The organism is Candidatus Babeliales bacterium (genome assembly GCA_016929235.1).
Lineage (GTDB): Bacteria > Babelota > Babeliae > Babelales > JABCYS01 > JAFGJD01.
The window spans coordinates 83285-108274 of the sequence record JAFGJD010000004.1 but is presented as its reverse complement, the minus strand read 5'-3'; the positions used below and the strand labels follow the sequence as shown (position 1 = coordinate 108274).

At 41.9% G+C, this 24990-nt stretch carries 23 protein-coding genes, 1 tRNA gene and 1 other RNA gene; 15 read left to right on the top strand and 10 right to left on the bottom strand.

The genetic code is table 11. The annotated features are described in order from the left end of the window. Position 1: 1 nt before the first annotated feature. Positions 2–1516, bottom strand: coding sequence for an Rne/Rng family ribonuclease (locus JW872_01055; GenBank protein ID MBN1549228.1), 1515 nt, complete (start codon positions 1514–1516; stop codon positions 2–4). A gap of 255 nt (positions 1517–1771) precedes the next feature. Here JW872_01055 and JW872_01050 point away from each other — a divergent pair, with 255 nt between their 5' ends. Together JW872_01050 and JW872_01045 are read left to right on the top strand one after the other, a co-directional pair. Then, positions 1772–2386: an OmpA family protein gene (locus JW872_01050; GenBank protein MBN1549227.1), complete on the top strand. Its 615-nt coding sequence runs from the start codon at positions 1772–1774 to the stop codon at positions 2384–2386. 151 nt (positions 2387–2537) lie between these two features. After that, positions 2538–3161: a hypothetical protein gene (locus tag JW872_01045; GenBank protein ID MBN1549226.1), complete on the top strand. Its 624-nt coding sequence runs from the start codon at positions 2538–2540 to the stop codon at positions 3159–3161. Here JW872_01045 and mnmE read toward each other — a convergent pair whose 3' ends face one another. The 3 genes from mnmE to JW872_01030 form a co-directional block, all read right to left on the bottom strand. Then, complete coding sequence (gene mnmE / locus JW872_01040) at positions 3162–4535, bottom strand: tRNA uridine-5-carboxymethylaminomethyl(34) synthesis GTPase MnmE (GenBank protein MBN1549225.1); 1374 nt, start codon at positions 4533–4535, stop codon at positions 3162–3164. Between the two features lie 14 nt (positions 4536–4549). Continuing rightward, on the bottom strand, positions 4550–4861 hold the full coding sequence (locus JW872_01035) for a hypothetical protein (protein ID MBN1549224.1): 312 nt from the start codon (positions 4859–4861) through the stop codon (positions 4550–4552). Positions 4862–5074: 213 nt separating this feature from the next. Beyond that, a tRNA-Gly gene (locus JW872_01030) sits at positions 5075–5150 on the bottom strand. 97 nt (positions 5151–5247) lie between these two features. Between JW872_01030 and JW872_01025 the strand changes: the two genes are divergently transcribed. Beyond that, entirely contained in the window at positions 5248–5862 is a 615-nt protein-coding gene (locus JW872_01025; protein ID MBN1549223.1) for a Holliday junction branch migration protein RuvA, read from the top strand. Here the strand turns inward: JW872_01025 and JW872_01020 are convergent. Further along, positions 5829–8042 carry a hypothetical protein gene (locus JW872_01020; GenBank protein MBN1549222.1) on the bottom strand — a complete coding sequence of 738 codons (2214 nt, stop codon included), beginning with the start codon at positions 8040–8042 and terminating at the stop codon, positions 5829–5831. The two genes, JW872_01025 and JW872_01020, sit on opposite strands and share 34 nt — an antisense overlap. Before the next feature lie 266 nt (positions 8043–8308). On the opposite strand from JW872_01020, the gene typA reads away from it, so the two are divergent. The 3 genes from typA to orn all read left to right on the top strand — a co-directional run bounded on the left by typA (position 8309) and on the right by orn (position 11312). Continuing rightward, positions 8309–10102, top strand: a complete 1794-nt coding sequence (gene typA / locus JW872_01015; protein ID MBN1549221.1) for a translational GTPase TypA — start codon at positions 8309–8311, stop codon at positions 10100–10102. Positions 10103–10199: 97 nt separating this feature from the next. Continuing rightward, a complete protein-coding gene (locus JW872_01010; GenBank protein MBN1549220.1) occupies positions 10200–10679 on the top strand; it encodes a hypothetical protein in 480 nt (159 codons plus the stop codon). A 75-nt stretch (positions 10680–10754) separates the two neighbouring features. Continuing rightward, the gene (orn, locus tag JW872_01005; protein ID MBN1549219.1) at positions 10755–11312 is read left to right on the top strand and encodes an oligoribonuclease; all 558 of its coding nucleotides are present in this window, start codon (positions 10755–10757) and stop codon (positions 11310–11312) included. Here orn and priA read toward each other — a convergent pair. Beyond that, positions 11309–13276 carry a primosomal protein N' gene (priA, locus tag JW872_01000; protein ID MBN1549218.1) on the bottom strand — a complete coding sequence of 656 codons (1968 nt, stop codon included), beginning with the start codon at positions 13274–13276 and terminating at the stop codon, positions 11309–11311. The two genes, orn and priA, sit on opposite strands and share 4 nt — an antisense overlap. A gap of 36 nt (positions 13277–13312) precedes the next feature. Beyond that, positions 13313–13627, bottom strand: coding sequence for a hypothetical protein (locus JW872_00995; protein MBN1549217.1), 315 nt, complete (start codon positions 13625–13627; stop codon positions 13313–13315). 107 nt (positions 13628–13734) lie between these two features. Between JW872_00995 and polA the strand changes: the two genes are divergently transcribed. The 5 genes from polA (at position 13735) to rho (ending at position 19725) form a co-directional block, all read left to right on the top strand. Beyond that, the gene (polA, locus tag JW872_00990) at positions 13735–16455 is read left to right on the top strand and encodes a DNA polymerase I (protein ID MBN1549216.1); all 2721 of its coding nucleotides are present in this window, start codon (positions 13735–13737) and stop codon (positions 16453–16455) included. 70 nt (positions 16456–16525) lie between these two features. After that, entirely contained in the window at positions 16526–17002 is a 477-nt protein-coding gene (locus tag JW872_00985; protein MBN1549215.1) for a hypothetical protein, read from the top strand. A gap of 101 nt (positions 17003–17103) precedes the next feature. Further along, positions 17104–17361, top strand: a complete 258-nt coding sequence (gene rpmA / locus JW872_00980; GenBank protein MBN1549214.1) for a 50S ribosomal protein L27 — start codon at positions 17104–17106, stop codon at positions 17359–17361. Positions 17362–17446: 85 nt separating this feature from the next. Continuing rightward, positions 17447–18310, top strand: a complete 864-nt coding sequence (gene secF, locus JW872_00975; protein ID MBN1549213.1) for a protein translocase subunit SecF — start codon at positions 17447–17449, stop codon at positions 18308–18310. Between the two features lie 125 nt (positions 18311–18435). Next, positions 18436–19725 carry a transcription termination factor Rho gene (gene rho / locus JW872_00970; protein MBN1549212.1) on the top strand — a complete coding sequence of 430 codons (1290 nt, stop codon included), beginning with the start codon at positions 18436–18438 and terminating at the stop codon, positions 19723–19725. 6 nt (positions 19726–19731) lie between these two features. Here the strand turns inward: rho and tsaD are convergent, their stop codons facing one another. Continuing rightward, entirely contained in the window at positions 19732–20757 is a 1026-nt protein-coding gene (tsaD, locus tag JW872_00965; protein MBN1549211.1) for a tRNA (adenosine(37)-N6)-threonylcarbamoyltransferase complex transferase subunit TsaD, read from the bottom strand. Between the two features lies 1 nt (position 20758). After that, positions 20759–21445 carry a hypothetical protein gene (locus JW872_00960; GenBank protein MBN1549210.1) on the bottom strand — a complete coding sequence of 229 codons (687 nt, stop codon included), beginning with the start codon at positions 21443–21445 and terminating at the stop codon, positions 20759–20761. A gap of 85 nt (positions 21446–21530) precedes the next feature. Between JW872_00960 and smpB the strand changes: the two genes are divergently transcribed. Both smpB and ssrA read left to right on the top strand, forming a co-directional pair. Then, positions 21531–21980, top strand: a complete 450-nt coding sequence (gene smpB, locus JW872_00955) for an SsrA-binding protein SmpB (protein ID MBN1549209.1) — start codon at positions 21531–21533, stop codon at positions 21978–21980. A 65-nt stretch (positions 21981–22045) separates the two neighbouring features. Next, positions 22046–22401: a transfer-messenger RNA gene (ssrA, locus tag JW872_00950) on the top strand. A gap of 16 nt (positions 22402–22417) precedes the next feature. On the opposite strand, the gene JW872_00945 is transcribed toward ssrA, so the two are convergent. After that, positions 22418–23701, bottom strand: a complete 1284-nt coding sequence (locus JW872_00945; GenBank protein ID MBN1549208.1) for a dienelactone hydrolase family protein — start codon at positions 23699–23701, stop codon at positions 22418–22420. 373 nt (positions 23702–24074) lie between these two features. On the opposite strand from JW872_00945, the gene JW872_00940 reads away from it, so the two are divergent. Then, on the top strand, positions 24075–24470 hold the full coding sequence (locus JW872_00940; protein ID MBN1549207.1) for a hypothetical protein: 396 nt from the start codon (positions 24075–24077) through the stop codon (positions 24468–24470). 18 nt (positions 24471–24488) lie between these two features. Further along, positions 24489–24917: an NUDIX domain-containing protein gene (locus JW872_00935; protein MBN1549206.1), complete on the top strand. Its 429-nt coding sequence runs from the start codon at positions 24489–24491 to the stop codon at positions 24915–24917. The last annotated feature ends 73 nt before the right edge of the window (positions 24918–24990 follow it).

The window sequence follows — 24990 nt, the reverse complement described above, 5'->3', positions numbered from 1 at the left end:
GTTAACCGATGAATTCAAACTGATTAAGGTCCAGCATTGTATTACTTTGTAGAACGATCTTACGCTGGAATTGTTTCTCGAATGTCAGCAGCGTATTGTACTCATAGGTTGAAAGATATTCAAAAACTTCTGGACTTACACGGAGAGTGGTATCACCTGATTTTTTCGACTGATGTAATGCCTCTTCAAATTGCTCAAGAATGCGGAAGGCCTCGGAGCGAACTGAGGGTAAAAAACCATTGCCGCCGCAACAGATGCAGTCCTCTGTTAACTGCTGACGTAATTGTTTTCCTGAGCGTTTTCGTGTCATTTGTACGAGTCCAAATTCAGAAATCTTCAGGACAACTGACTGAAATTTATCACGTTCTTTTAATGTTTTTTCAAAAAATTTAAATACCCTTTGTCTGTTTGTTGCTGTTGCCATGTCGATGAAGTCGATCACAATTAAACCGCCAATATTTCGCAATCGTAATTGTCGAGCAACTTCTTCTGCGGCTTCAAGATTGGTTTTTAGGATGGTATCTTCAAGATTCGATTTTCCCGTAAAACGACCTGTATTTACATCAACAACAGTCATTGCTTCTGTTGTTTCAATTACAATAGAGCCGCCTGAACGTAGCAAAACCTTTTTCTCGAGCGCACTATCAATCTGGCGATCTATATCGTAGTGCATAAATAGACTTTGCTCGCCGGTATACAGTTTTACTTTTTGGGCATGTTCTGGAGCAATGTTTTTGACAAAGCGATAAATACGTTTTTGTAATTGTGGCTCATCCACAATAATTTCTTCGACATCGTCATCGAGATTATCCCGTACTGTTGCAAGGGCGAGGTCGAGATCTTCATAAATTTTTTCTCGCATATCGGCACGGCGGAATTTTTTATCGATAGAGCGCCATGTTCTTACAAGGAATGCGATATCCTGTTCGATATCTTGTTCTTTTGCGCCCTCGGATGAAGTCCTAACAATGGCACCCATTCCTGTAGGGAGGCGACGCATAAGGATCTCCTTAAGTCGGGCTCGCTCTTCACGGGATTCAATTTTTTTTGAGATGCCGATTCTAGGAATATTGGGCATGAGCACAATAAACCGACCAGGGAGCGTGAAGCACGTAGTAAGTTTTGCACCTTTCTCGTAGATTGGCTCTTTACTAACTTGAACCAAAATAGGCTCACCTTCTCGAAGGATTTTGCTGATATCTATTCTGGAGCGCTCTCTCCGTTCGGTATCCTGCCCAGATGATATGATTTCACTGTCTCTGAGAAGACCCATTTTTTCTATAGCAAGCTCACGATCAATTTCTGATATATGTAGAAAGCCTGCCTTTTCTTGTCCTATATCAACAAAGGCAGTTTGAATTCCCGGAAGGACTGTTGCAACATGGCCCTTAAAGAAGGCTCTTTCAAGGCTATCGTGGGCGTGTGGTTCAAAGTAAATATTTTGTAAAATATTCCCATTGCGGGTTATGGCTACCCTGGTTTGCCAGGGTTCCGAGTTAATTAGAATTTTTTTCATGCTCCTCCTTGGGGAGATATTCAATTTTGTGCTATACAGCTATTTTTGAGGAATCGCATGCAGCGATCACTACGAAATTTTCTAAAAATATCCTTCTAGGATACTCATTCTTATTACTACTATATAGTATCTGCTCTTTCTTTGGTAGAAGTACTCGCAGATGTTCTTGCCAAACTTACTAGCAAAGCAGACCAATCTATGCTAGAGTTCAGCCCATTGAGGCATACTAACTCTCTACACAGATGGGAAGGGAAGATGAAGAAGTTCTGTATACTAGCACTTTGTGCTCTAGCTTTGGTTCCGGCATGTGGGAAGAAGAAAAAGAAGGAAGTAACTACTGAAGAACAGGGTATCAAGGAGGCTGCAATTCCTCTTGCCGATGCAGACGACCCTAAGGGAAGTTTCTTTGATGAACAAGTAGATGCATTTGTTCTAGCGGATGCTGATTGGGATAGTGATGGGACCCTTATTACTGCCGATAGCGGCGACGCGCAATCTCTTTCATGGGTTGAACAAAGCGTCGAAAAAGGATTTAAACCAATCTATTTTGATTTTGACAGGTATAAGGTAAGAGCAGATCAAGAGGATTCTGTTGGCTTGAATCTTCAGGAGGCAAAGAAGGTTGCTAATCTAGGCGGAACGGTTGTGGTTGAAGGGCACGCATGCCATGCGGCAGGGTCCAAAACCTATAATCTTCTCATCTCAGAACAACGTGCACAGGAAATTGCATATCGGCTTGAATCTGGAGGCGTTTCCGGTGAGCGTATGAGGGTTGTCGGCCGTGGAACAGAAATGCCGGTGGTCTTAGGTGGCGATCGTAATGTACAAAGTCCAAACCGCCGCGTAGAACTTTTCTCTCTTGCAGCGTAAATAGAATATTCAAAAAGCGTATAGGGCTAGCTAGAGAAGCTTTCTAGCTAGCCTTTTTTGACATTTTTTGGACTGCGCGTACCATAACGATATCAAAAGATAGTGCAAGCCTTGTGCACGCACACCATAGTATTTCGTCGTGAGGTGTAAGATGAAAAAACTTCTTCCTGCTTTGCTTATTTCGTATTCTCTCTGTGCGATGGACGCACCCTTATGTCTGCGGAGGGGGGTTAGTGTGCCGTCAGCAGTAGACATTCCTAGGGATCAGATAACTTCCTTGTTGCCTCCTGTAGGGATGACTCCTGGGGTTCTACATGGATTCTCTGACGATATCAAACATGCTTTACGTGGGGATATAAGAGCTATTACGCAATCATCATCAGCAGCGGAAAATTGTCAAAAATTAGTAGGATTAACTAAACTTTTATCTCATGTTGTTTTGTATATAAGAAGCAATGTGAAGTATGAAGAAGCGGCTCCTCAGATGATCAGAATAAGCTCTGATATGGTAGATTTAAGGAGACAGTCTCAATATGTTGCAGCGCAATTGATAAGCTCGCATTCGGGCGTCGAGACCAGTGTATTAGCACAGATGGTGGATCAGAAAATAGTGGATATTCTTCGTTATAAAAATGTTTTTGAGAAGATGGAGCGACGTGAGCGTAGACGGGAAAGTCTAGTGTTTCCCGGTTATATTCCGGCGGGATATTATGATGAAGGTTTGTCATCACCAGAAGACAGTAGTGCTTCTGGCTCCAGAGATTATTTCCCTTGATTATTTGCCGATGCAGAACGATGAGAATATGCAATCCAGGTATTTTTGAGTTATCGAAGATCCGTTGAGTTCTACAAGTAAGCTGAGTACGGATTTTAATTCCTGTGTAAGCAATTCATAATCTATACGGTTAGAAGTATTTTTTCGTAGAGATTTCAACTGTCTTTCGCAACGCAGCAGGATAGAATAGTGCCGTGCGTTGATCAGAAAGGAAGGAGCTGATTCTGCCATTATGGTTTTGGCGCGGGTAGTCAGATATTGTTGAAGTGCTTCTAGTCCATGCCCTGTTACGCAAGATAGCTCGAACGACTTATCATGATACAAAGTGTGGTGAAAAGGATCACAATCACACTTGTTATGGATTAGAATGCATTTGTGTTGATACGTGGTCAGAATATTTTGGTAGAGAGCATTCTCCTCAGCGTTTAATGGATGAGATCCATCAACAATAACGAGCAGAATATCGGCTTGATTTGCTTCAGTATATGATCTGCTTATTCCCTCTTGTTCTATTTCATTTTCAGTTTTTCTGATACCTGCTGTGTCAACAAGTGTTAGCGCATAATCACCGTACGTTGCGTATACTTCCAGCGTATCACGAGTTGTTCCTGCATGATGTGTTACGATTGCCCTGTTTCGGTTGACCAGGCGATTGAGGAGTGATGATTTACCAGCATTAACTGTTCCGATTAAGGCAACGCGAATTCCTTCTCTGATATATCGTTGCTTATTATGTGCTTGTTTTAAATTATTAATATGTGTAAGCAGGAGAGAAATCTTATTTCTGATTTCGCTGTCAAATGTTACTTCTTCATCTATAAATTCAAAGCTTCCTTCACATAGTGCAATTATTTTGAGAAGTTGGTGTTCAATTTCAAGAATCCATTGTGACAAGCTGCCCTCTATTTGAGCTAGCGCTGCTTTCCGTGCACCATGTGTTGTAGCTTGAATAAGATCATGAATTCCTTCTGCTTGCAGAATATCAATCTTTTTATTGAGAACTGCGCGTTGAGTAAATTCTCCAGGTTGAGCGAGACGTGCACCACATTCAATTGCACGGTCAATAATCTGTTCGATAATCAATTGATTATTGTGACAAGTGATCTCAACGGTATTTTGACCTGTAAATGTTGCAGGACCGTGCATGACTAAAAATAATACTTGGTCAATAATGTCGTTATGACTGTCAATGATGTGACCGTATGATATTGTGTGTGATGTAACGGTATCGATTCTTTTTTTATTAGCAAGGCTGCTCATGAGTGCGGCAACATTAAGCGCATTTTCTCCACAGATTCTTAGAAGTGCAATGGCGCCGGGACCACGTGGCGTACATTGTGCAATAATTGATTCTTGATCAGTGCTGTATAACATGCGATGCTTCTAATTTAAATTAGGCTATTTTTTATTTGATGGTTTATACCATCGGCGTGGTCGTCGCGGCTTTGAATCGCTGCTACTACCTGCGGGACGTCCCTCTTGAGACCCCTTGGAGAAAATATCCTGCTGTTTATATGTATCTCGTCTCCTTGGGTCCTGTTGGCCTTGCTCGTTTCTTCTATAATTGGCGGGTCTTTTTTGAAAGGAATTATAACGTCTTGGACGTCGCCCTCGCCCTCCCTGATATCTATCTGGAATAATGATGCCAATCTTAGCAGGGGCGCTGGTAAACCAGAAAAGCCATTTTTTTGGCTCTTCATAGATTCTGATAGTGAAATCCCGTGGCTTTCCGGCTTTAATCCATCCTTTTTCTATTGCTTTAGCAATGGAGGACGCTTCTTGAACAATGGATCTCATCGAGACCTTTCTCAATAATGCACATACTTTACCCCATTCTGGGTATATAGATTTCGACTGTAACAAGTTTCCTGATAAGTTTCAAACACCTGAAGCTGCTCATATACTGAGATTTTTGGAGCGGGAAACGGGATTTGAACCCGCGACCTTTGCCTTGGCAAGGCAACGCTCTACCAGCTGAGCTATTCCCGCAGAGGATGTCGAAAAAGGTACCAGAAATGGTCATACTGTCAATGTACACTAAGAGGTATTTTTTGCTACACTTGCCCCTCATGCGAGAGGATTTTCAATGATTTCTTATATTAAAGGACATGTTGCACGTGTAGGAGAACAGGCAATCACGATACTTCCTGGAATTGATGGAAAAGGGGGTCTCGGTTGGGAGGTAGCGGTAGCACGAGCTCACCAATTTTCCAAGGGTTCTGAGGTTGAACTTGAAGTTGTTATGCACTGGAACGCTGAACAAGGTCCGTCATTGTATGGATTTTCGACTTTACTAGAAAAACAGTTATTTTGTCTTCTTGTTAGTTGCTCGGGCGTTGGCCCTCGACTTGCCCTTGCAGTTCTATGTGCCATGAAACCAGAAGAGCTGATAGGGATTGTCACCGCACGAGATGCAACAGCAATGAGTCGTGTTCCGGGTATCGGGACGCGAAAAGCGGAACAGTTGATTGTGCACATGGAACCTAAAATTGCTGCGCTTATTAAGTCTGGAATAGCTATTGGTGGTACACAGGCAACACTGCAGCGCCATGAAGTTGCAGAAGCACTCAGTTCATTAAATTATTCGCGCCAAGAAATTTCGAGAGCAATGCAGCATATTAACGAACAGTATGCTGAGAAAGATTTAGCATTTGATGTGCTACTACGTCATGCACTTTCATTTCTAGCTAAACGTCTTTGATTATCGAGTTTTGTAAGCAGAGAATGTTTTGCTTGATATTCGGTAACATGAGCTTCTAGTCCTAATTCTATGATCGTATCTAAGACATCCATAGGCTTGAGTCCTATTTCAGCTGCCTGATGGAACAAAACTGTTGCCGGTGTGAGAGCAGGAAGGGTGTTTGTTTCTAAAACAATAACACGTTCTTGGCCTGAAGGACTTTGTTGTGCATCTTGATAGAAACAGTCAATTCGTGCATAGCCTTTACATCCCAAGAGTGTATATGCGTTTTCTATTGTGCTCTTGATGAATGCAAGAGTTGCTGGAGAAAGAGGTGCAGGTGTTTGATTTTCTCCGGCGCCCGGTAAGAATTTTTCTTCGATACTTAGAATTGCAGCCTGTGCGACCGCACGGCTTGGCGGTAGTGCGTACGGGATGTCATTACCAATAACACCTACGGTTAACTCCATACCAACAATACATTCTTCTAGTAGTGCATGGTCCTTTGTGAGGAAAATTTCTTCGAGGGCATGTGATAGTTCAGCTTTATTGTGACTTTTATGTACCAAAACGCTACAACCGTCATCATGGGGCTTAACGATGTATGGAAATGACTGTAGTTGTTGTAAGATGAGTGATGTGTTCTTATTCCACTCATTTCGAGCAATTAGGCGCGCTTCGGGGACAGCAATGCCATGATGTTTCAGCATCATATTACTTTTATATTTATCCATACATAGTGCGCTTGCCATGATTGATGAGCCATTGTATGGGATGCCAAGAAATTCAAGTGTTCCTTGTATGGTACCATTTTCACCTTCGCCTCCGTGAAGACCTAAGAAGGCAAAATCAACACAGTCTTTGAGTGATTCCCATGTAATAGGTTGCATATCGGATAAGCCATCTTTGATTTCTTTGGTTGAATGACGCACGAGTAATTGTTGTGAAAGAGGATATAGCTTCATATCGTCATTCAGGAATAGGGGTATTACTTCATATTTTGCTGGTGCAAGTTTGTAAGTAATGTTGCGACCACTTTCTAGTGAAATTTCCTTTTCATTTGAACGGCCACCGAGGATGACAGCAATGCGCAATTTTTTATCCTGTGCATTGGAATGTTTATTTGTAGTCATAGTTTTTATTCCGTACATGTGCAGTTCTGTATCGATGAGATGATTAATCAGATCAGCGTGTCCCATGCCTGCTTCAGCTGCCTGTCTAAACAAGAAACTTGATGGTGCCATGCCGGATAAGGTATTGGGATCAATGATAACAATGCGTTTATCTTGTGTAACAAACCCATCAATGCGTGCTAGGTTTTGCATGCCCAGAATATTCATTACGTTGATACATGTTTCTTGTATCTTGGTAAGTAGAATTTTCGAGCATCGGGCTGGAGTGTATTTTGTAGCTCGTCCCGGCATGTATTTTTGTTCATAATCAAAAAATGCTGTGCCGGCCTCGGCTATAATTTCTGTTGGCGGAAGAGAAAAAGCCCTGCCTGCTGAATAGTTTGTTAGAGTGATGCATGTGAATTCCATACCCGAGATTATTTCTTCGATCAGAACGGGCTGCATTGTTCCCGGGTGGATAGTGCTTGCATACATGAGGGCCGAGATAAGATCATCTGGTTTTTGTATGACCGTCATTCCCAAGCTTGAGCCTTCCTTGTATGGCTTGATAATGAGGGGGAAGGTAAGCTCGTGTTCTTCGAGTTTTCTCACCCATGATTCTAGTGGTTGTTTAAGGTCGTGGGGCATAACAACGAGGTCGCGAGGGACATCAATATTGTGCATTTTTAGCACGGCTTTTTGTTGTATCTTGTCCATTCCGAGTGCGCTTGCATATACCTTCGATCCCAAATAAGGGAGACCTAAAATCTCCAAAAACGCCTGAAGCGTTCCATCTTCTGCATAACGGCCATGTGTTGCAATATAGACAAAATCAATATGCTCTGGGAGTATGTCCCATGAAATCCGTTGCGCCTCGGCCTCCAATCTTGAAGAAAAGTCGACGATTTTACCGCGATACAAAAAGCGCCATGGCAGGATGAAGAGTTGGTTTGTGTCTGTTTGGAACAAGGGAATAACATCAAATCGTGTTGTATCTAGATGGTCACATATAGTTCGTCCAGAATTAAATGAGACCTCTTTTTCGACCGAGCGGCCGCCCATTAAAACTCCGACGCGTATACGAGACATAATCATACCTTCCAGGGGCTTTGAAATGGCCAGATACTTGTATTGTTCCGCCCATTTTTATACTATGATAAAGCCTTTTCCTCAAATATGTTCTCTATTTTTTAAAAAGATCTCGGGCTGTGTAGACCCATTCTGAGGGGCAGGGAGGCTTTTAGGTGTGTGGATGATCAGTGAAGAACCCGCCCGCCTTGTGGTTCTCTATAGTTCAGAGGAGAGCGAAGTGATGTTAGTTAATAAGACCTTTTACTATCAAGTGTGTATCAATGATGACATCAAAAATTAGAAATATTGCTATTATTGCCCATGTTGATCATGGGAAAACGACTCTTGTGGATAAACTCCTGCAATATACAGGGACAATTTTATTGGATAACTCCGATCGAGTTATGGATAGTGATGCTCTTGAAAAAGAACGTGGCATTACAATCTTGGCTAAAAATACTGGTATTAAATACGCTGGCCATAAAATCAATATTGTTGATACCCCAGGGCATACTGACTTTGGTGGTGAAGTTGAGCGAACATTACAAATGGTTGAAGGTTTTTTATTATTGGTTGACGCAGCAGAAGGAGTCTTGCCAGGGACCCGCTTCGTTTTGCAAAAGGCTCTTGCCTTGAATCTTAAGCCTATCGTTCTGATCAATAAGATTGACCGTAAGGATGCCGATATTAAACGGACAGAAGATGATGTTCACCATTTATTTTTAGAGTGTGCAACAAGTGATGAACAACTAGATTTTGTTACACTCTACGGATCTTCAAAGAATGGCTATGTAACTGACGATAGTTCTGCTCGCCATGGTGATATGAAAATTCTCCTTGATACCATTGTAGAGCAAATTCCTGCGCCAACAGGTTATGAGAAAAGTCTGCAATTTCTTATAACCTCGCTCGGATATTCAGACTTTCTTGGCCCAATTGCAATAGGTCGAGTATTTAGCGGATCCATTTCTGTAGGGCAACAATTTATTTGTTGTAAAGATATGTATGTAAGTCGACCGATGAAGGTGACCAAAATCTATCGATTTGAGGGTCTTGATAAGGTAGAATCGCCTGAAGCACACAGCGGTGATATTATTGCTATGACAGGGTTCACTGAGGATATAGCTATTGGCACAACGATTTGTGAGCCAGGCAAACCTCTTCCCCGTACGACCGTAGCAATCGATGAGCCAACCATGACCATGTATTTTATGGTAAACGATTCGCCATTCAATGGTCGCGAAGGAAAGTTGCTCACGTCACGCCAAATCAAAGAGAGACTTGAAAAAGAATTGAAAACAAATGTTGCGTTACGGGTCGAGCAGATGCCATCTCCCGATGTATTTAAAGTTTCTGGTCGAGGACAGTTGCATTTGGGAATTTTGATTGAAAATATGCGTCGCGAAGGTTTTGAACTACAGGTTTCTGCCCCGGAAGTGGTCTACAAGACAATTGATGGCGTGAGATGTGAGCCAATAGAATTACTTACTATCGATGTGCAGGGTGAACACCAGGGTGTCATAATAGAGAAGCTTGGTAAGCGCAAAGCAGAACTGAAACATATTCACCATTATGATGACCGGGTTAGACTGGAGTTTGAGATTCCATCGCGAGGACTTCTTGGTTTTCGGGGGCAATTTCTCACTGATACCCGCGGATCTGGAGTGATGAACTATATTTTCCATGGTTATAAACCGTATAAAGGTGACATTCCGACCCGAACAAAAGGTGCGCTTGTTTCTATGGCAACCGGAACAGCCCGTGCCTATGCACTGGATGCACTACAGCCTCGCGGAATCTTATTTATTGCTCCAACAGAGAATGTATATGAAGGTATGATTATTGGCGAACATACACGAGAAAATGATCTTGCTGTTAATCCATGCAAAGAAAAGAAACTTACAAATATGCGGTCTTCAGGAACTGATGAATCCGTGAAATTGGCTCCACCAAAAATTATGGAGCTTGAGGCTGCTATGGAATGGATTAAGCCTGATGAGTTGATTGAAGTAACGCCAGATAGCATTCATTTGCGCAAGAAAATTCTTAAAGAAACGATGAGAAAGCGTTCAGTTTAAAACGCTTATATGCCCCTCTAGCTTGCGGTTTTCGATTTTTTTATACTATGATGTAACCTCCTTCTCACATTTTTACGATTTTTTTGCAGAGGACATTATGATAAATAAGACAAGTGGGGTGTTCGCGCTTGCGTTGGTATTTAGTGTTTTTTTAGTAAAGGCTGATGTTGTGCTACGAGTGCAGCGACTTGGCCAAGCTGTACTCCTGGGTGGCTATAGGGAAATGACTGAGGTCAAGTCTATCTGTGCTTTGATTGAGGCCGTTGAACAAGACGAGCTTCGAAAATACATAGATACTATGTTTCCCCAATGTGAGATTTCAGGCTCACCAATGCTGTGTACGAAACAGTGGGATCGCTTGGTTGCCTTGGTGAATAGGTGGTTTTCAGATCCCAATGCAGCTTTCACAGATGCCTTCTTCGTGAAAATGCGTAAACAAGCGGCTCCTGCTAGAGCAGATTCATCTGCTATCCAAAAAGGGGATGGTAGTGAAAGTGAGTTGAGTGATCCGGGAGACTGGCAGCCTCAGGATGATCCTGATGTTTTGTTTGACCATGATATCGATTGTCTTGTTTAAAATAAGAGTTCTCTAGCTTTTCTTTCATGTGCTGCCATATACTTGCTTATGATTTACATAAAATAAAGGGGCAGCATGAAACACAAAAATAATATGATCTGGATTGATTGCGAGATGACGGGTCTCGATTTCGAGAATGATACTATCTTAGAGATTGCGTCAGTGGTAACTGATGCAGAACTCAATGTTGTTGCTGAAGGCCCAGCGTTAGTCATCCACAAGCCAAAAACAGTTATTGAAGCGATGGGTGAGTGGTGTCAAAAACAACACAAGAGATCAGAGCTTATCTACGATGTGCACCAATCTCAAACGACATTAGAACAAGCTGAGGAGCAAACGTTAGCATTTCTCGAAGAGTATTGCTTCCCTCGCATATCTCCTTTATGTGGTAACTCCGTTTGGTCTGATCGTATGTTCTTAAGGCGTGAAATGCCTAAGGTTGATGCATTTACTAACTATCGTATTGTGGATGTTTCTTCTATTAAGGAACTGGTTAAGCGTTGGTATCAAATTGAGCCAGAAACAGCTTTCGTCAAAAAAGAGTTGCATCGTGCGCAACCAGATATCTATGAGTCAATTAATGAGTTGAAATTTTATCGCGATACTTTCTTTATCCCTGCTGGTATGCTTTAGAGTGTTACGGGATTCAGTGTGAAATGTACCGTGCTGTCCAAATCATATAGATTAAGATGGCTATAACACGCGTGTATGTCATGAAATCTTTTTCCTTTAATATAGATCTTGCGTATATATATTTTTTTGATCCTATGGAGTGGAGGTTTGGAGGGTCCCAAAATGGTGATTAAAGCTTTATCTTTTTGTGCCTGTTCCTTCAAGCGTTCCACAAGTGTATGCGTATCACGGTCAACAATTTGTTCTTTGCTATGTTTAACTTCAAGCTCAACAAGGCGCTGGCACGGTGGATAGCCAAGTAGTTGACGATGAGATAGCTCGCGTTCATAAAAATCAAGATATTTTGATTCGTCAACAAATTGCAGAACAGGGTGATCGTCCATTGTTTGCACGATTACCTCACTCTGTAATTCACTTCTCCCAGCTCGGCCTGCGACCTGGATCAATTGCTGTAAGGCTGTTTCTGATGCATTAAAGAGCGGAAAATGAAGATTGCTGTCAGCCCATAAAATGCCGACTAACGTTACGTTGGGAAAATGATATCCCTTAGTAATCGTTTGTGTTCCAACAAGGATGTCTAATTTGTTATTAAGCATGCGATTAACAGTGTCATTCCAGCGTTTTTTATGTGAAGTTGTGTCAAGATCAGCACGTTCTATCCGTGCGTGGGGGAAAAATGTTTGTAGCACCGTAACGACTTGTTGTGTTCCTATTCCCTTAGAAAGAAACTCGGTATTTTTACACGAAGGACACTGCGTTGGAACTGGGCGGGAGCTGTTACAATAATGGCATGTAAGACGACCTTCTGCATGCACGGTTAAGCTGACTGAACAGTTATTGCATGAAAAAATAAAACTGCATGATTTACATTGCATAAAAAAGCTGTACCCACGACGATTCAGGAATATTATTGTTTGTTCACGATTGGCGAGACGTTTATGGATCGCATTATGCAGCGGCGATGTCACCCAGAAGTGGTGCCGCAGTTTTTTATCCTTTAATGATGCGAATGTGATCTTAGGAAATGTCCCAGCAAAACGTTTTGTCAATTGAAAATAATGCCACTTTTTATGTTTTATGTTCGAAAGTGATGTTATAGACGGTGTTGCGGATCCTAAGATGATGGGAATGTTTGTGTGTGCAGCCCTAACAAGTGCGGCTTCCTTTGAGTTAATTTTGGGATGTTTTTTTTCTTGGAATCCGACTTCGTGTTCTTCATCAACAATGATTAAGCCGAGATTCTCAATTGGTAGAAGGATCGGCAAGTGAACACCAACTATTACTATGGGTGCGCCATCTAGGAGCATCTGCCATAATAGACGTTTTTCTTTTGTAGATACTGCAGAATGAAAACTCATAATAGGTATATGAGGCAGAACAGTTTGTAATCGTTGTACAAAGGATACAGCGAGGCTAACTTCTGGGAGAAGGAATAATGAGGTTTTATTTTGATTATGCGCAGTTTTTATCAGCTCGCAGTAGCATGCTGTCTTGCCTGATCCAGTTACACCATGAAGAACTGTCGGCATAAAGTGAGGTGTGATAAGCGCGGGTCGAATAGCTTCTACACAGGAGGCTTGTTCTGTGGTGAGAGTAAAGGGTATATGAGTTTCGCATGCAATTGATTTGAGGGATTCATCAGTATTTGGTTTCAGCGAGATAAAACTCTGTAATCGTTTTATAAAATGCATCGGCTCTGTGTGATAGAGATATGCTAGCCTTTGTAAAAACGTTTGATAGTGCTGATCGTTTGGAAGTCGTTCTAGCCCAACGATTGGTTGTATGGTGTATGTGGGCATGACATTCAGGATCGTATGTATGTGTGTTACAAGAGCAGACACTTTTTGGGTGCGTAAGGGGACCGATACCAACGATCCTACACCCACGGTATCAGCATATGATTCGGGAACGCGATATGTGAGTGGTTTTTTGAATCCATTGAGCAGGCGAACCGTGATGTACATGTTATATAAATCTGTTATGCAAAATGATATTAGCTATTATTTAAGTAGTGTATAGCTCTCATCACTGAGTGCAAGATGGTCTCCATCGGTGAGATCGAAATCGCGAATCATGTAGAGCGATTTATCCGGACCATTTTTAGTTCCGGTATAAATTGAGATTTGATGTTCGTCGGTAGTAAAGAATTCTGTTGTGACTGATTCCCCTGGCGCAAGATGATATTCTTTGTAAAGAATCCATTTCCCTTTGTGCGGACCAAATGTTGCAATGCGTTTGTTTTTTGCAGTGAGTGTTGTATGGGTTTTGTTGTGCAGAGTTATGGTTTTTTGTTCGTCGCACAGTGGTTTGTTCATCTACAATTCCTTCTGATATGTTGGTAATGTAGGTAACCATAAGCATGAAGAGGATGCTGGTCAAGAGGGTGCTTGAAAGGGGTGGAGTAACGGAGTACGCTTGTGGCATGAAGAATCAGTTTGATCCGAAATCCACACTCTTTCTTATTGACGGCTCGTCATTTCTATACCGTGCGTATTATGGTATGCGCCCACTCCATACTTCGACTGGTATCCCAGTTCAGGCAGTTTATTCATTCTGCCGTATGATTAAAAAATTACTTGATCAATTTAAGCCGCACTACATTGCTGTTGCGTGGGACAGTAAAGGGAGAACAGAGCGGCACGAATTGTATGAAGAGTATAAAGCTACGCGTCAAGCGCCTCCCAGTGATTTATTTGATCAAAAACAACGTGTTATCGATTTTTGCGATGCAATTGGATTGATGCAAGTTGCTCAAACAGGAATTGAGGCAGATGATATTTTGTTTTCACTTGCACAGGACTGGATACAAAAAGCATATGGTAGTCATGTGGTAATAGTAACCTCCGATAAGGATATGGTGCAAACGCTTGGCAGTGGCATTACGTTGTTCGACTGGCACAAAGATGCATTTGTTACTGATGCCACTTTTTTAGAGGAGCGAGGGTTCCCTGTGGCGAAGTTGCCATTTTACTATGCCTTACTCGGGGATACTTCTGACAATATTCCTGGGGTTCCTGGTATTGGCAAGGTTGGTGCAACTGAATTAGTAAAGCGGTTTGATTCTTTGCAGCATTTATATGCCAATCTCGAGTTAATTGAAAAAACGCGTACGCAAGCTGCGTTGCAAAAACATAAAGAAAAAGCGTTTTTAAGTGAACAGTTATTCATTCTAAAATATCATGATTTTGAATTTACAAAGCAGAAGGCTGGTTTTGAAACAGCACGCTGGGTGCAGGCGCAACCACTATTTGAAGAGTACGAATTCAAAAGTTTGTTAAAAGATATTACACGGTATGGAGATATTCCACGACGAACGTTGCTTTCGGAAACAAAGGGATATCGTTTTGTTTCGATAACTACCCAGGCGGCATTTAAGGAGTTGTGTTCCTATTTAAAACAAAAACGCATCTTTGCGCTTGATACTGAAACAAACGGTCTTGATTCTCTTAATTGTGATCTGGTGGGCGTATCTGTGTGCGCAGAAGTTGGGCTTGCGTACTATATTCCATGTGGCCATGAGACTATGGAAGAACAGTTGCCACGCCACTTTGTTGTTGATCAGCTGAGGCATCTTTTGCACGATGGTACCATCGTCAAATATCTGCATCATGCGAAATTTGATCAATTGGTTTTGAGCCAATATGGAATTGAGATATGTGGGATTGAATTTGATACGTTGCTTGCGGCGCATTTAGTGTCTGAAGATTGGCAGCGCATTGGTCTGAAGGCTCTTTCAAAATATTATCTTGATGAAGCGATGTTGTCATTCAATGATGCAGTTACTGGGAATGGATACAAGCATTTTGCCCAGGTTCCTATTGCACTTGCAACTGAATATGCCGCATCCGATGCACACCAGACGTTTCGTTTGGTTCCGATCTTACATAAAGAGCTTGAAAAGCATGACATGCTTACACTATACAGAACAATTGAATTTCCACTCATTCAGGTACTATATGAGATGGAGAAAGAGGGGATCATTGTAGATGTTGATGTACTCAAGGTACTTGATATATATGTAACGCGAGAACTTAAGACGATAGAAGGAAAAATTGCAGCTGCGGTGGGAACAATTGGGGACACCATCAATTTAAATTCGCCGCGGCAGCTAGAACAACTATTATTTCGTGAACTTAATTTACCACCTAAGAAAAAGACTAGGACTGGCTATTCAACAGATCAAGAGGTGCTTGAAGCATTAGCCAAGATTCATCCTGTTCCTGGCATGATCATAACATATCGTGAGCTCTTCAAATTAAAAAGTACGTATCTTGATACACTACCGCATGCAGTCAATCCAAAGGATGGAAAGATTCATACTTCCTTCAGGCAGACGGCGGTTGCGACAGGTCGCTTGTCATCCTCGGAGCCAAACCTACAGAATATTCCTGTTGGTTCAAAGTCATATCCAACACAGGTGCGTAGTGCCTTTCTCCCGATGCCGGGTCATGTTTTCATATCGGCAGATTATTCGCAGATCGAACTGAGGGTGTTGGCATATCTTTCCAAGGACCAGGCTCTTCTGAATGCATTTAACGAGGGACGAGATATTCATACCCAAACAGCCGCTCATTTGTTTGGCAGTGCACTTGAGAAAGTAACTAGTGAACAACGACAACTTGGTAAGCGGATTAATTTTAGTATTCTGTATGGTCTCACTCCCTATGGATTATCCAAGGATCTAGGAATATCATTTGGAGAGGCAAAACAGTATATAGATACTTATTTTTCACAGTATCCAGGTGTCTCAGCGTGGATGGAATCGGTGATTCAGGAAACGAAGGAGTGTGGGTATGTGACAACACACTGGGGGCGACGGCGCTATATTCCGGGTATTTATGAAAAAAATCGATCTTTATATGAGCTTGCGTGCCGGGTAGCAATCAATACTAAAGCCCAGGGGACAGCCGCAGAGCTTATGAAGCAGGGAATGATAGGCCTTTCGTCTGCGCTGCAGTGTCAGTATCCGGATAGTAAGCTGATTTTACAGATACATGATGAAGTGTTGGTATCTGCTTCTCAAGAATATGCAGGGGCTGTTGGAAGCCTCTGCGCTTCTGTTTTGGAGGGGGTAGTTGCATGGGAGGTGCCTTTAATTGTCGATGTTAGGCAGGGATTGACCTGGCAGGCCGTTACAAAGTAGATGAATTTTTGCTATTCTGAAGACATATCAAGGAATATCCTTTCAAATGTAGTCTCTACAGGGAGATGATATGCGTTCCGTCTTGCTCATAGTGTTATTGAGTCCGTACTTTGTGTTGGCCATGGATGAATTTTCATTTCAGCCAATTCCAACAAGAAGTGATCAGCTTGTTCTATGGCATAATACGCTTAGGGGAAACGATCAATGGGGCTCTCTATCGGAGATAGAGCGACAGGTTATTCAGGAAATGGTTGATTTTGCTGAACGTACAGGCACTATGGACCTAGTCCAATATGAGAGAGCAATACGAAGAAAATACCCTAGCGAACTTCCCGAAGAATATGCTAGATCCATTGAATCATATGCGGTCAGAATCCCCATTTTTGAAGCCGCTCTTGCAAAACTTGGATATGTAATGCTAGGAGACTCCGGAAATCTTTCTGAAAAACCAGCTAGAAGTGCTTCGCTAGACTATCGTGGTTCGGGGGCTGAAGGATGGTGTGCGCCAAAGCGCAAAACACCTTCAAACAAGCCTAAGATTCGCTGATCCTATAAGCGAGGGATTGACTTTTGAGGGCTGCGTTGGGATACTAAAGCCGTTACCTATCTTTTTGGTTCCAGAGTATATCTAAGTAAGGAATAACGAACATGGCAACGAGTAAATCTGGTGGTTCGACGAGTAACGGTCGTGATAGTCAGAGTAAACGTTTAGGCATTAAGCTTTTTGATGGCCATAAGGTGCTCGGTGGCGAAATTATTGTTCGCCAGCGGGGAACAAGGATTAACCCTGGAAAAGCTGTTGGAATTGGTAAGGACCACACCATATTTGCAAACAGCCCTGGCTATGTAAAGTTCCATTACGGCGCCAAAGGTCGCAAGTTTGTCTCTGTAGTTGAAGCCATATAAGAGTTCTGCTATTCTCACGCATAGTTTTACATACCTTTCAATTCCAGTAATTGTCTGCCACGCGTGATGAAGCGGAGAAGGATTTATGATCAATTTTCTTAAGTACCGAACATTGGCCTTTTTACTTTCAGGTGCCTTTCTTGCATACACTATTACTTCATATTTTACTGTTGGCTTGAAATATAGTGTTGATTTTGAGGGGGGTACGCAGATTCTTTTTTCGTTCTCACAACCAACAACATCACAAGATGTAGAACGTATCCTTGATGAAGCGGGTTGGCCTGGTATTGTAACACGCGAATTTTCTAATAAGGAGATAATGGTTCGCGTCAAAGAGTTTTCAGGAGACGCACAGGGAGAATCAGAACGGGTAAAGGAAGCGCTCCAAAAAGCAATGAAAGATGTGACGATAACTATTGAATCTAAAGACAGTGTTGGCCCAGCAGCTGGAGAATCTCTTCGACAAAAGGCTCTGTATGCATTGCTTTTAGGTCTTCTTGCGATGTTGCTGTATATTGCAATTCGCTTTGAGTTTTCTTTTGCCGTAGGGGCGGTGATTGCTTTGTTGCATGATGCATTATGTATTCTTGGTTTCTTTATATTGCTTGGAAAAGAGATTTCCCCCAACATTATTGTTGCAATATTGACGATTCTTGGTTGCTCAATTAATGATACGATTGTGATCTTCTCTCGGATTCGCGAGAATACGAATAAGATGGCAGGTAGATCACTAGCAACTATTGTGAATACAAGTATCAATGAGACATTGCGCCGTACGATCTTGACCAGTGTGTCAACGGGTTTGGCACTGTTGCCTATTTTGGTATTGGGTGGTGCAGTTCTCAGTGATTTATCTATGGCACTGCTCGTGGGTATTATCGTAGGAACTTATTCCTCGGTTTATATTGCGAGCCCGGTTATGATGCTCTTACATAAAAAGATGGCATAGCCGTTTTAGGAATGAGTAGTAAGCATTCAAATATAGTTCTCTAGGCGATTGGTACGTAACGTATCATTAGAAGTACATCCCGATACCGGACAACAAATTTTATTTTTATAAGAGGAACCGATGCAATGAAAAAACAGCAAGACCTGCAGCAAATGGCATTTAACGATCTACAGTACCAAGCAAGAAAATTGGGAATACTTGGTTCAAGCCTTATGTCTAAGGTAGAGCTGATTGAAAAAATTACTGAAGCGCGAGAAAACCCCGATCATCCTATTGAGGTAACTGGTGTTCTTGAGCGACTTCCCGATGGGTTTGGATTTTTACGATCTGCTCGTTATGATTACGTTTCTGGACCTGATGATATTTATGTTTCACCCTCGCAGATCCGTCGTTTCAATCTAAGAACCGGTGATACCATTACTGGTGTTATTCGTAAGCCGAAAGACGGTGAAAAATATTTTGCACTACTTAAAATTGATGCGGTTAATTCAGAAGATCCTGCAAAGACAGCGGAGCGTCCATTTTTTGATCGGCTATCTCCTTTGCACCCAGAGAAAAAGTTCAATTTAGAAGCTGATCCGCGCTTTATCTCAACACGTCTTATGGATATGTTCTCGCCAATTGGTAAGGGACAACGAGGATTGATTGTTGCTCCTCCAAAAGCAGGTAAAACAGTTCTTCTTAAGGAGTTGGCACAATCTATTGTAACTAATCATCCTGATGTCTACCTGATTGTTCTTCTTATTGACGAACGGCCTGAAGAAGTTGCTGACATGCGGCGTACAGTGCATGGTGAGAACGCAGAGGTTCTTAGCTCGACCTTTGATGAATCAGCAGACCGCCACGTTCAGGTTGCAGAAGTTGTAATTGAAAAAGCAAAACGTTTAGTTGAAGCAGGTAAGGATGTTGTAATTTTGCTTGATTCTATTACCCGTCTTGCTCGGGCATATAATACAACTGCCCCTGCATCAGGTAAGGTATTGACTGGTGGTATTGATGCAAATGCGCTCCAACATCCAAAGCGTTTTTTTGGTGCTGCACGTAATACTGAAGAAGGTGGTTCATTGACAATCATTGCTACTGCATTGATCGAAACAGGATCGCGTATGGATGAGGTGATTTACGAAGAGTTTAAGGGAACAGGTAATATGGAAATGCACCTTACTCGTAAGCTTGCCAATCGTCGTCTCTATCCGGCCTTTGATCTGCTAATTTCTGGTACACGTCGTGAAGAGTTGTTGATGCCAGAAGATGAATTGAGCAAGATGTGGGTATTGCGTAAGTTACTTGCCAATATGAACCTTATTGAAGGTATGGAATTGTTAATCGATAAGATGAAGCGTCATAAGACGAACGCCGAATTTTTTGAGGCGATTACCAAACGTGGTACTAATGGTACCGGAAGTCACGACTAAGATTTGTTAGAAAATATCCAACGTTAAATTAGAAAACTCTTTATTACGTGCTTTGTACTGCCCTACAAACGCGATCATTGCAGCGTTGTCTGTGCAATACTGCGGTGATGGGGTGAAGAACTGTGTCTGATGTTTATCACACAGCTCTTGTAGTTGTTGTTTAATATATTTGTTACAAGCGACTCCACCAGCGAAGGTTGCCGCCTGTACCTCAGGATGTTGTGCTAGGGCGTGTGCGAGCTTTTGTTTGAAAATATCGGCGATACATACGAGAAGTGAACTTGCTACTTGGTGTTGTATGTCGTGTGCGTTTGGAGCATCAAGGTTAAATTTCTTTGTTGTAAAGTCACACAATTCTTTTTTCACCAGATCGTAAAAGACTGCCGTCTTGAGACCAGAAAAACTAAAATCAAGAGATTTTAGTTTGTTGCGTGGGTATTTAAAAAAGTCTTTAAAATCAACTTCACGTGCATATCTTTCAATGGCTGGTCCTCCTGGATAGTCCAGTCCAATCAGCTTTGCGACTTTGTCGAATGCTTCACCTGCTGCATCATCTAATGTTTGTCCGAGCAACTTGTACTTGCCAAAGCTATGCACAAGGTACAAAGCAGTATGTCCACCTGATGCCGTAATACTCAGATGAGGAAAGGGCACGTCATGTTCTATGCATGGTGAGAATATATGACCCTCAAGGTGGTTGACTCCAATGAGAGGTAGGTTGCGAGCGAGAGATATTCCTTTTGCAAAACACAGACCAATTAAAAGTGATCCCGGGAGTCCCGGTGTTGTAGTAACAGCAAGAGCATTAATATCATCAAGTGATGTCTTTGCTGCTTGCAAAGCCTCTTGAACGATTACCGGTATTTTGTCTAAATGAGATCGAGATGCAATTTCTGGAACCACGCCACCAAATGGTTGATGTAGTTTTATTTGAGAAAATAGCCTGCTCGAGAGCACACCTCGTTCGTTATCTACGATCGCAGCAGCAGTTTCGTCACATGAACTTTCGATGCCAAGAATGCGGTACGCCATCTTATTCTGTTACCATAGACATAATTATGTGTGGCGCATTGCGATCGATGGATTGGACTATGGTTGGTTTTCTGTGAAATGGATTCAGATCGAGTGCAGCAAACGTCGATTGTATGACCATCTCATTGATTTTATTTTGTGAAAGCTCTTTTTTAAAGATAATGTCTGGCAAGGACGTACTATGCAACGGTGATGGATCTGCCTCGGTTTGAACAGCCTCAACATAATCAGGGTTCAAGGGAATGATGATGGTTGATTCCGGAATTTTAAGCATAGCGTGACGTGTTTGCTCCAGCGGCGTTTCTTCTATTAGCCATGGCCGATCGCCACGAGTTCTCAAGACACGGAAGCATTTATAGGGGCTCTCCGGATCTAGTTGGAAAAATTGGATAGTATTGGGATCATGAGCATCTGTACATGGAGTAACAGGGCTGAGTGTGAACAAGAAGTAAAATCCGGGGGCCGCTTCTGTATCACGAACAGTAAAGTTTCCATTTTGAATATCAACCCGAATTCCCTTGTAATATGCGGTCAAGCGTGGGGGCGGTGTAATGCTATCAGGAAAACGTAAGGAACCAGAATAAACACGTTTTATGTGGGGTTGATATTGGAATTTTGAACTTCCTAGAGACATGTGAGAAAGACATGTTACGCTCAGGAGGATAGTCAAAATACGGTATCGGTCCATTGCAATAATCCTCTCCGCTCTTTAGAATTACAATCAAACAGGTCACTCTACTATAGAGTAAACATAGTACTTTTTCAAAAGGCATATGAAGATTTTAGCCCAGAACAAAAAAGCATTTTACGATTATGACATCCTAGACCAACTTGAGGCAGGTATTGTTTTGTCAGGGGACGAGGTAAAGTCGGTTAAGGCGGGCCGGGCTTCCCTAATAGGAGCTTTTGCCACGATTCATAAGGGAGAGCTCTTTCTTACCAATTGCCATATTCCGGCTTATGAGCAAGCATATACCAAGCAAGATGACACTCGCCAGCCACGTAAGCTTTTGGTGCACAAGAAGGAGCTACACAGGCTTGTGGGAGATATTTCCAGGAAGGGGGTTACTGTGGTTCCCCTAAAGATGTACTCAACCAAGAAGGGCATGATCAAGGTAGAGCTTGGACTTGCCAAGCATAAAAAGGCCCCAAGCAAAAAGGCAGCCCTGAAAGAACGGGATCTTCTCAGGGAAACTGAGCGTGAGCTCAAAAGGGGGAACTAGGGTTTTTGACAGTCCAGAGCCTTTATTGGTACGATAAAGAGTGAAAAGAGTTCATTGAAATATACGGGGGCGTCTAGGCTTCGACGTGTTATGATGCACTTAAGGAGCATGCCGAGCGTTTCACAAGTGCTCGTAAAACAATTGTGTACAACAATAAATGCTGAAATTCCAGCATTCGCTTAATCGACGCGATTAAACGACTTATCAGGAAGACGTGTCTATCAGTTGACCTGATTCGAATTATCCAGATAGGACATTCAGGGTAGATTCTCTTATTTTGTAGCCTGATTGTATCACTGAATAAGCCTACTTACTGTACTGTGTCTTCGAGGCGGTAAGTTTGTATATTCGAAGAATAAGCATGTAGCGCTTTGGGTCTGTTGTAGTGCGGACATGGGTTCGATTCCCATCGCCTCCACCAATTCTTATGTTTTGTTTTATTTTTTATTTCGCGTTTCAATTTCTGCGTAATGCCCATCTTGACTATCCAATAGGGCTGAGGTTTCTTTCTTCAGATACTTATTAAAGAAGCTTAGAAGGTATGCGTTTACGATTTCTGTTACTTTTTCTCCATTAATAGATCCCAACCTTAGCAGAGAGCTGTTTGTCATCGCAATAAGATGAACAAGCGGGGCTGCGGACTTTGATAATGCCATATCTGAAAAATCAAGATGCCCTGCATTTTTAACAACAAATGTGTAGAAATTATGATGTGTTGATTGTGCGAGCTTATCAAGTGCTGGTAAATAACTTTCCTTCAATTTCGCTTCTTCTTCCTGTGAAGTAATATTATATCTTTTCCATTCGTTTTGAGTCAGGGGGCGTTCATTGAACGTAACGCCATTTCCCGCAAGCAATACCATGCAGGGTTTATCAATCTTTTTTGCTATATTATAACCAAATAAAGCACCATCTAAATTTACTGCTGCTTTTATGCGAGAATCATGGGCGGCTATTTGCAAAGCAGTTGAACCACCCATAGAATGTCCAAACATACCGATATGATTAAGATCAAGCCGTTTATATAAAAAAGAATTATTGTCTTGTTTCAGTTGTTCGAGTTTGTTTAATACAAATTCTATGTCGGCCAGCCATATTGTAGCCGAATCATCAAGAATGGAGCTTTGCTCAAGAGGGATTCCCTGGGATCTTTTTGAAAGAGACTTGAGACCATCTGCTATACGGTCGTCGGAAAATTTAACAACAGTATTATCATATGGATGTGTTATCCCAACAACCACGTACCCGTGGCTTGCCAATGATTCACATTGTGCCGTATTAGAATCCTGAAATCCTCGGAATCCTGGAGAAAAAAGAATGACTGGAAAAGTCGATTCATCTGTGGCAATAGGTAAATCGGGGATTGCATATACGTACGTAGGGCGAGATAATATCAACAACCAAGCGAAAGGGTTCTTTTTTTTGAAATAATCGATTGCATAGGGAGCATAGGGAGTAGTTGGTGCGTTTTGTAAATACTCCTGGGCTGGATACCATATTTTTACATTTAATTCACGGTGAGGGTGCTGCTTATCTTGATGTAATATTTCTTTACGACGTGTATCGATCCAATGATAGAGCTTTGTGCCCACTGCGTACCGGCCTTCTGGTTTTGGAAAATAGAAGGCTGGCTGAAGCCAGAGAAGATATACGATGGAGCTGCCCGTTAAAATAGTGATTATTGATAGGGTCCATAGAAGTAACTTTAAGACTTTAGGCATTCTGCTTCTTCTCCTTTGTGGTGATCCTGTATTCATTCCCTAATTAGGGAGGATATGCGGAATCAGAGCTTGTAAGAAGTTTTGATCAAAGGCAATAGACTGTCAATATTCGTCCAAGTTCCAAAACTGTTTTATACTTCGATCTGAAATGAAGTGGTTATTTTTGAAGTGGCTGCTCATGATTTTAGAGGACTAAGTTTACGATATTCTTACAACCCTCCAGACCGAAATCCTAGTGTATTTTAGTATCAAACCGACTAAGGCCTGCGGAGTTTCAGTACCTGCATAAGATTAAGTTATAATTGCCCAGAAGACTCCTGATTGATATAATGCAATGCATATTACATGCATGTTTCCATACAAGGAGTTCATTATGAAGTATCCCATGTTTTTTGCTTTATCTTTTTGCGGCTTAATTATGTCCTACGATAATCAGGAAAATATCATGCTTGACATGGTACTTACTGATAATGGCGAGGTTATCACACATCCTCAGTTGATTATTCCTTCTACGGGAGAAACTGGGTGCATAGAATTAAAGAATGATGAAGCAGGAATATACGTAGAGGTTGGTGCAACACGCAATGAAAATCAAGTTTGTCTCCATGTACGTTGCGGGAGCTTGAAAGAAAATACACGCACTCTTTATTCTGATTCGGAATTCTTCACACTATTTGGAGATGCAGTTAATTTGCAAATCTCAGATGAAACAGGTTACCTGCTTGAGTTATCAATTGTGCCAAGTCTAGCGAAATCAGAGTTAGAGTGACATGCAGCGTTGGAATCAATGACAAAGGTCACATTTGAGCCTTTCACAGAGGCGTGCGAGCAGAAATTACAGTTTGCGGTCATTGTTGCGCGATTTAAGGACAAATGGGTTTTTGTCAGGCATAACAAGAGAAATACCTTCGAAATTCCGGGAGGATCCCGCGAATTACATGAGAAGATACTCTTCACGGCAAGACGAGAGCTCTTTGAAGAAACAGGAGCTAGAACTTTCAGATTAACTCCTGTTTGTGTATACGTAGTGTCTAAAGCAGGCGTAGAGTTGGGTCGTGGCCTTCTATGTTATTCGGAAATTGTCGATCTTGGTGAATTACCGCCTTTTGAAATTAGTAGCGTCCATCTACTTGATGGGATTCCAGAGTCTCTCACCTATCCCGATATTCAGCCTTATCTGTTTCACAAAATACAAGAATGGCTTCATGGTAACTAGACCTTTAGTCAAACTTTAAAAACTGTTTTATACTTCGATCTGAAATGAAGTGGTTATTTTTTAAGGGCCGTTC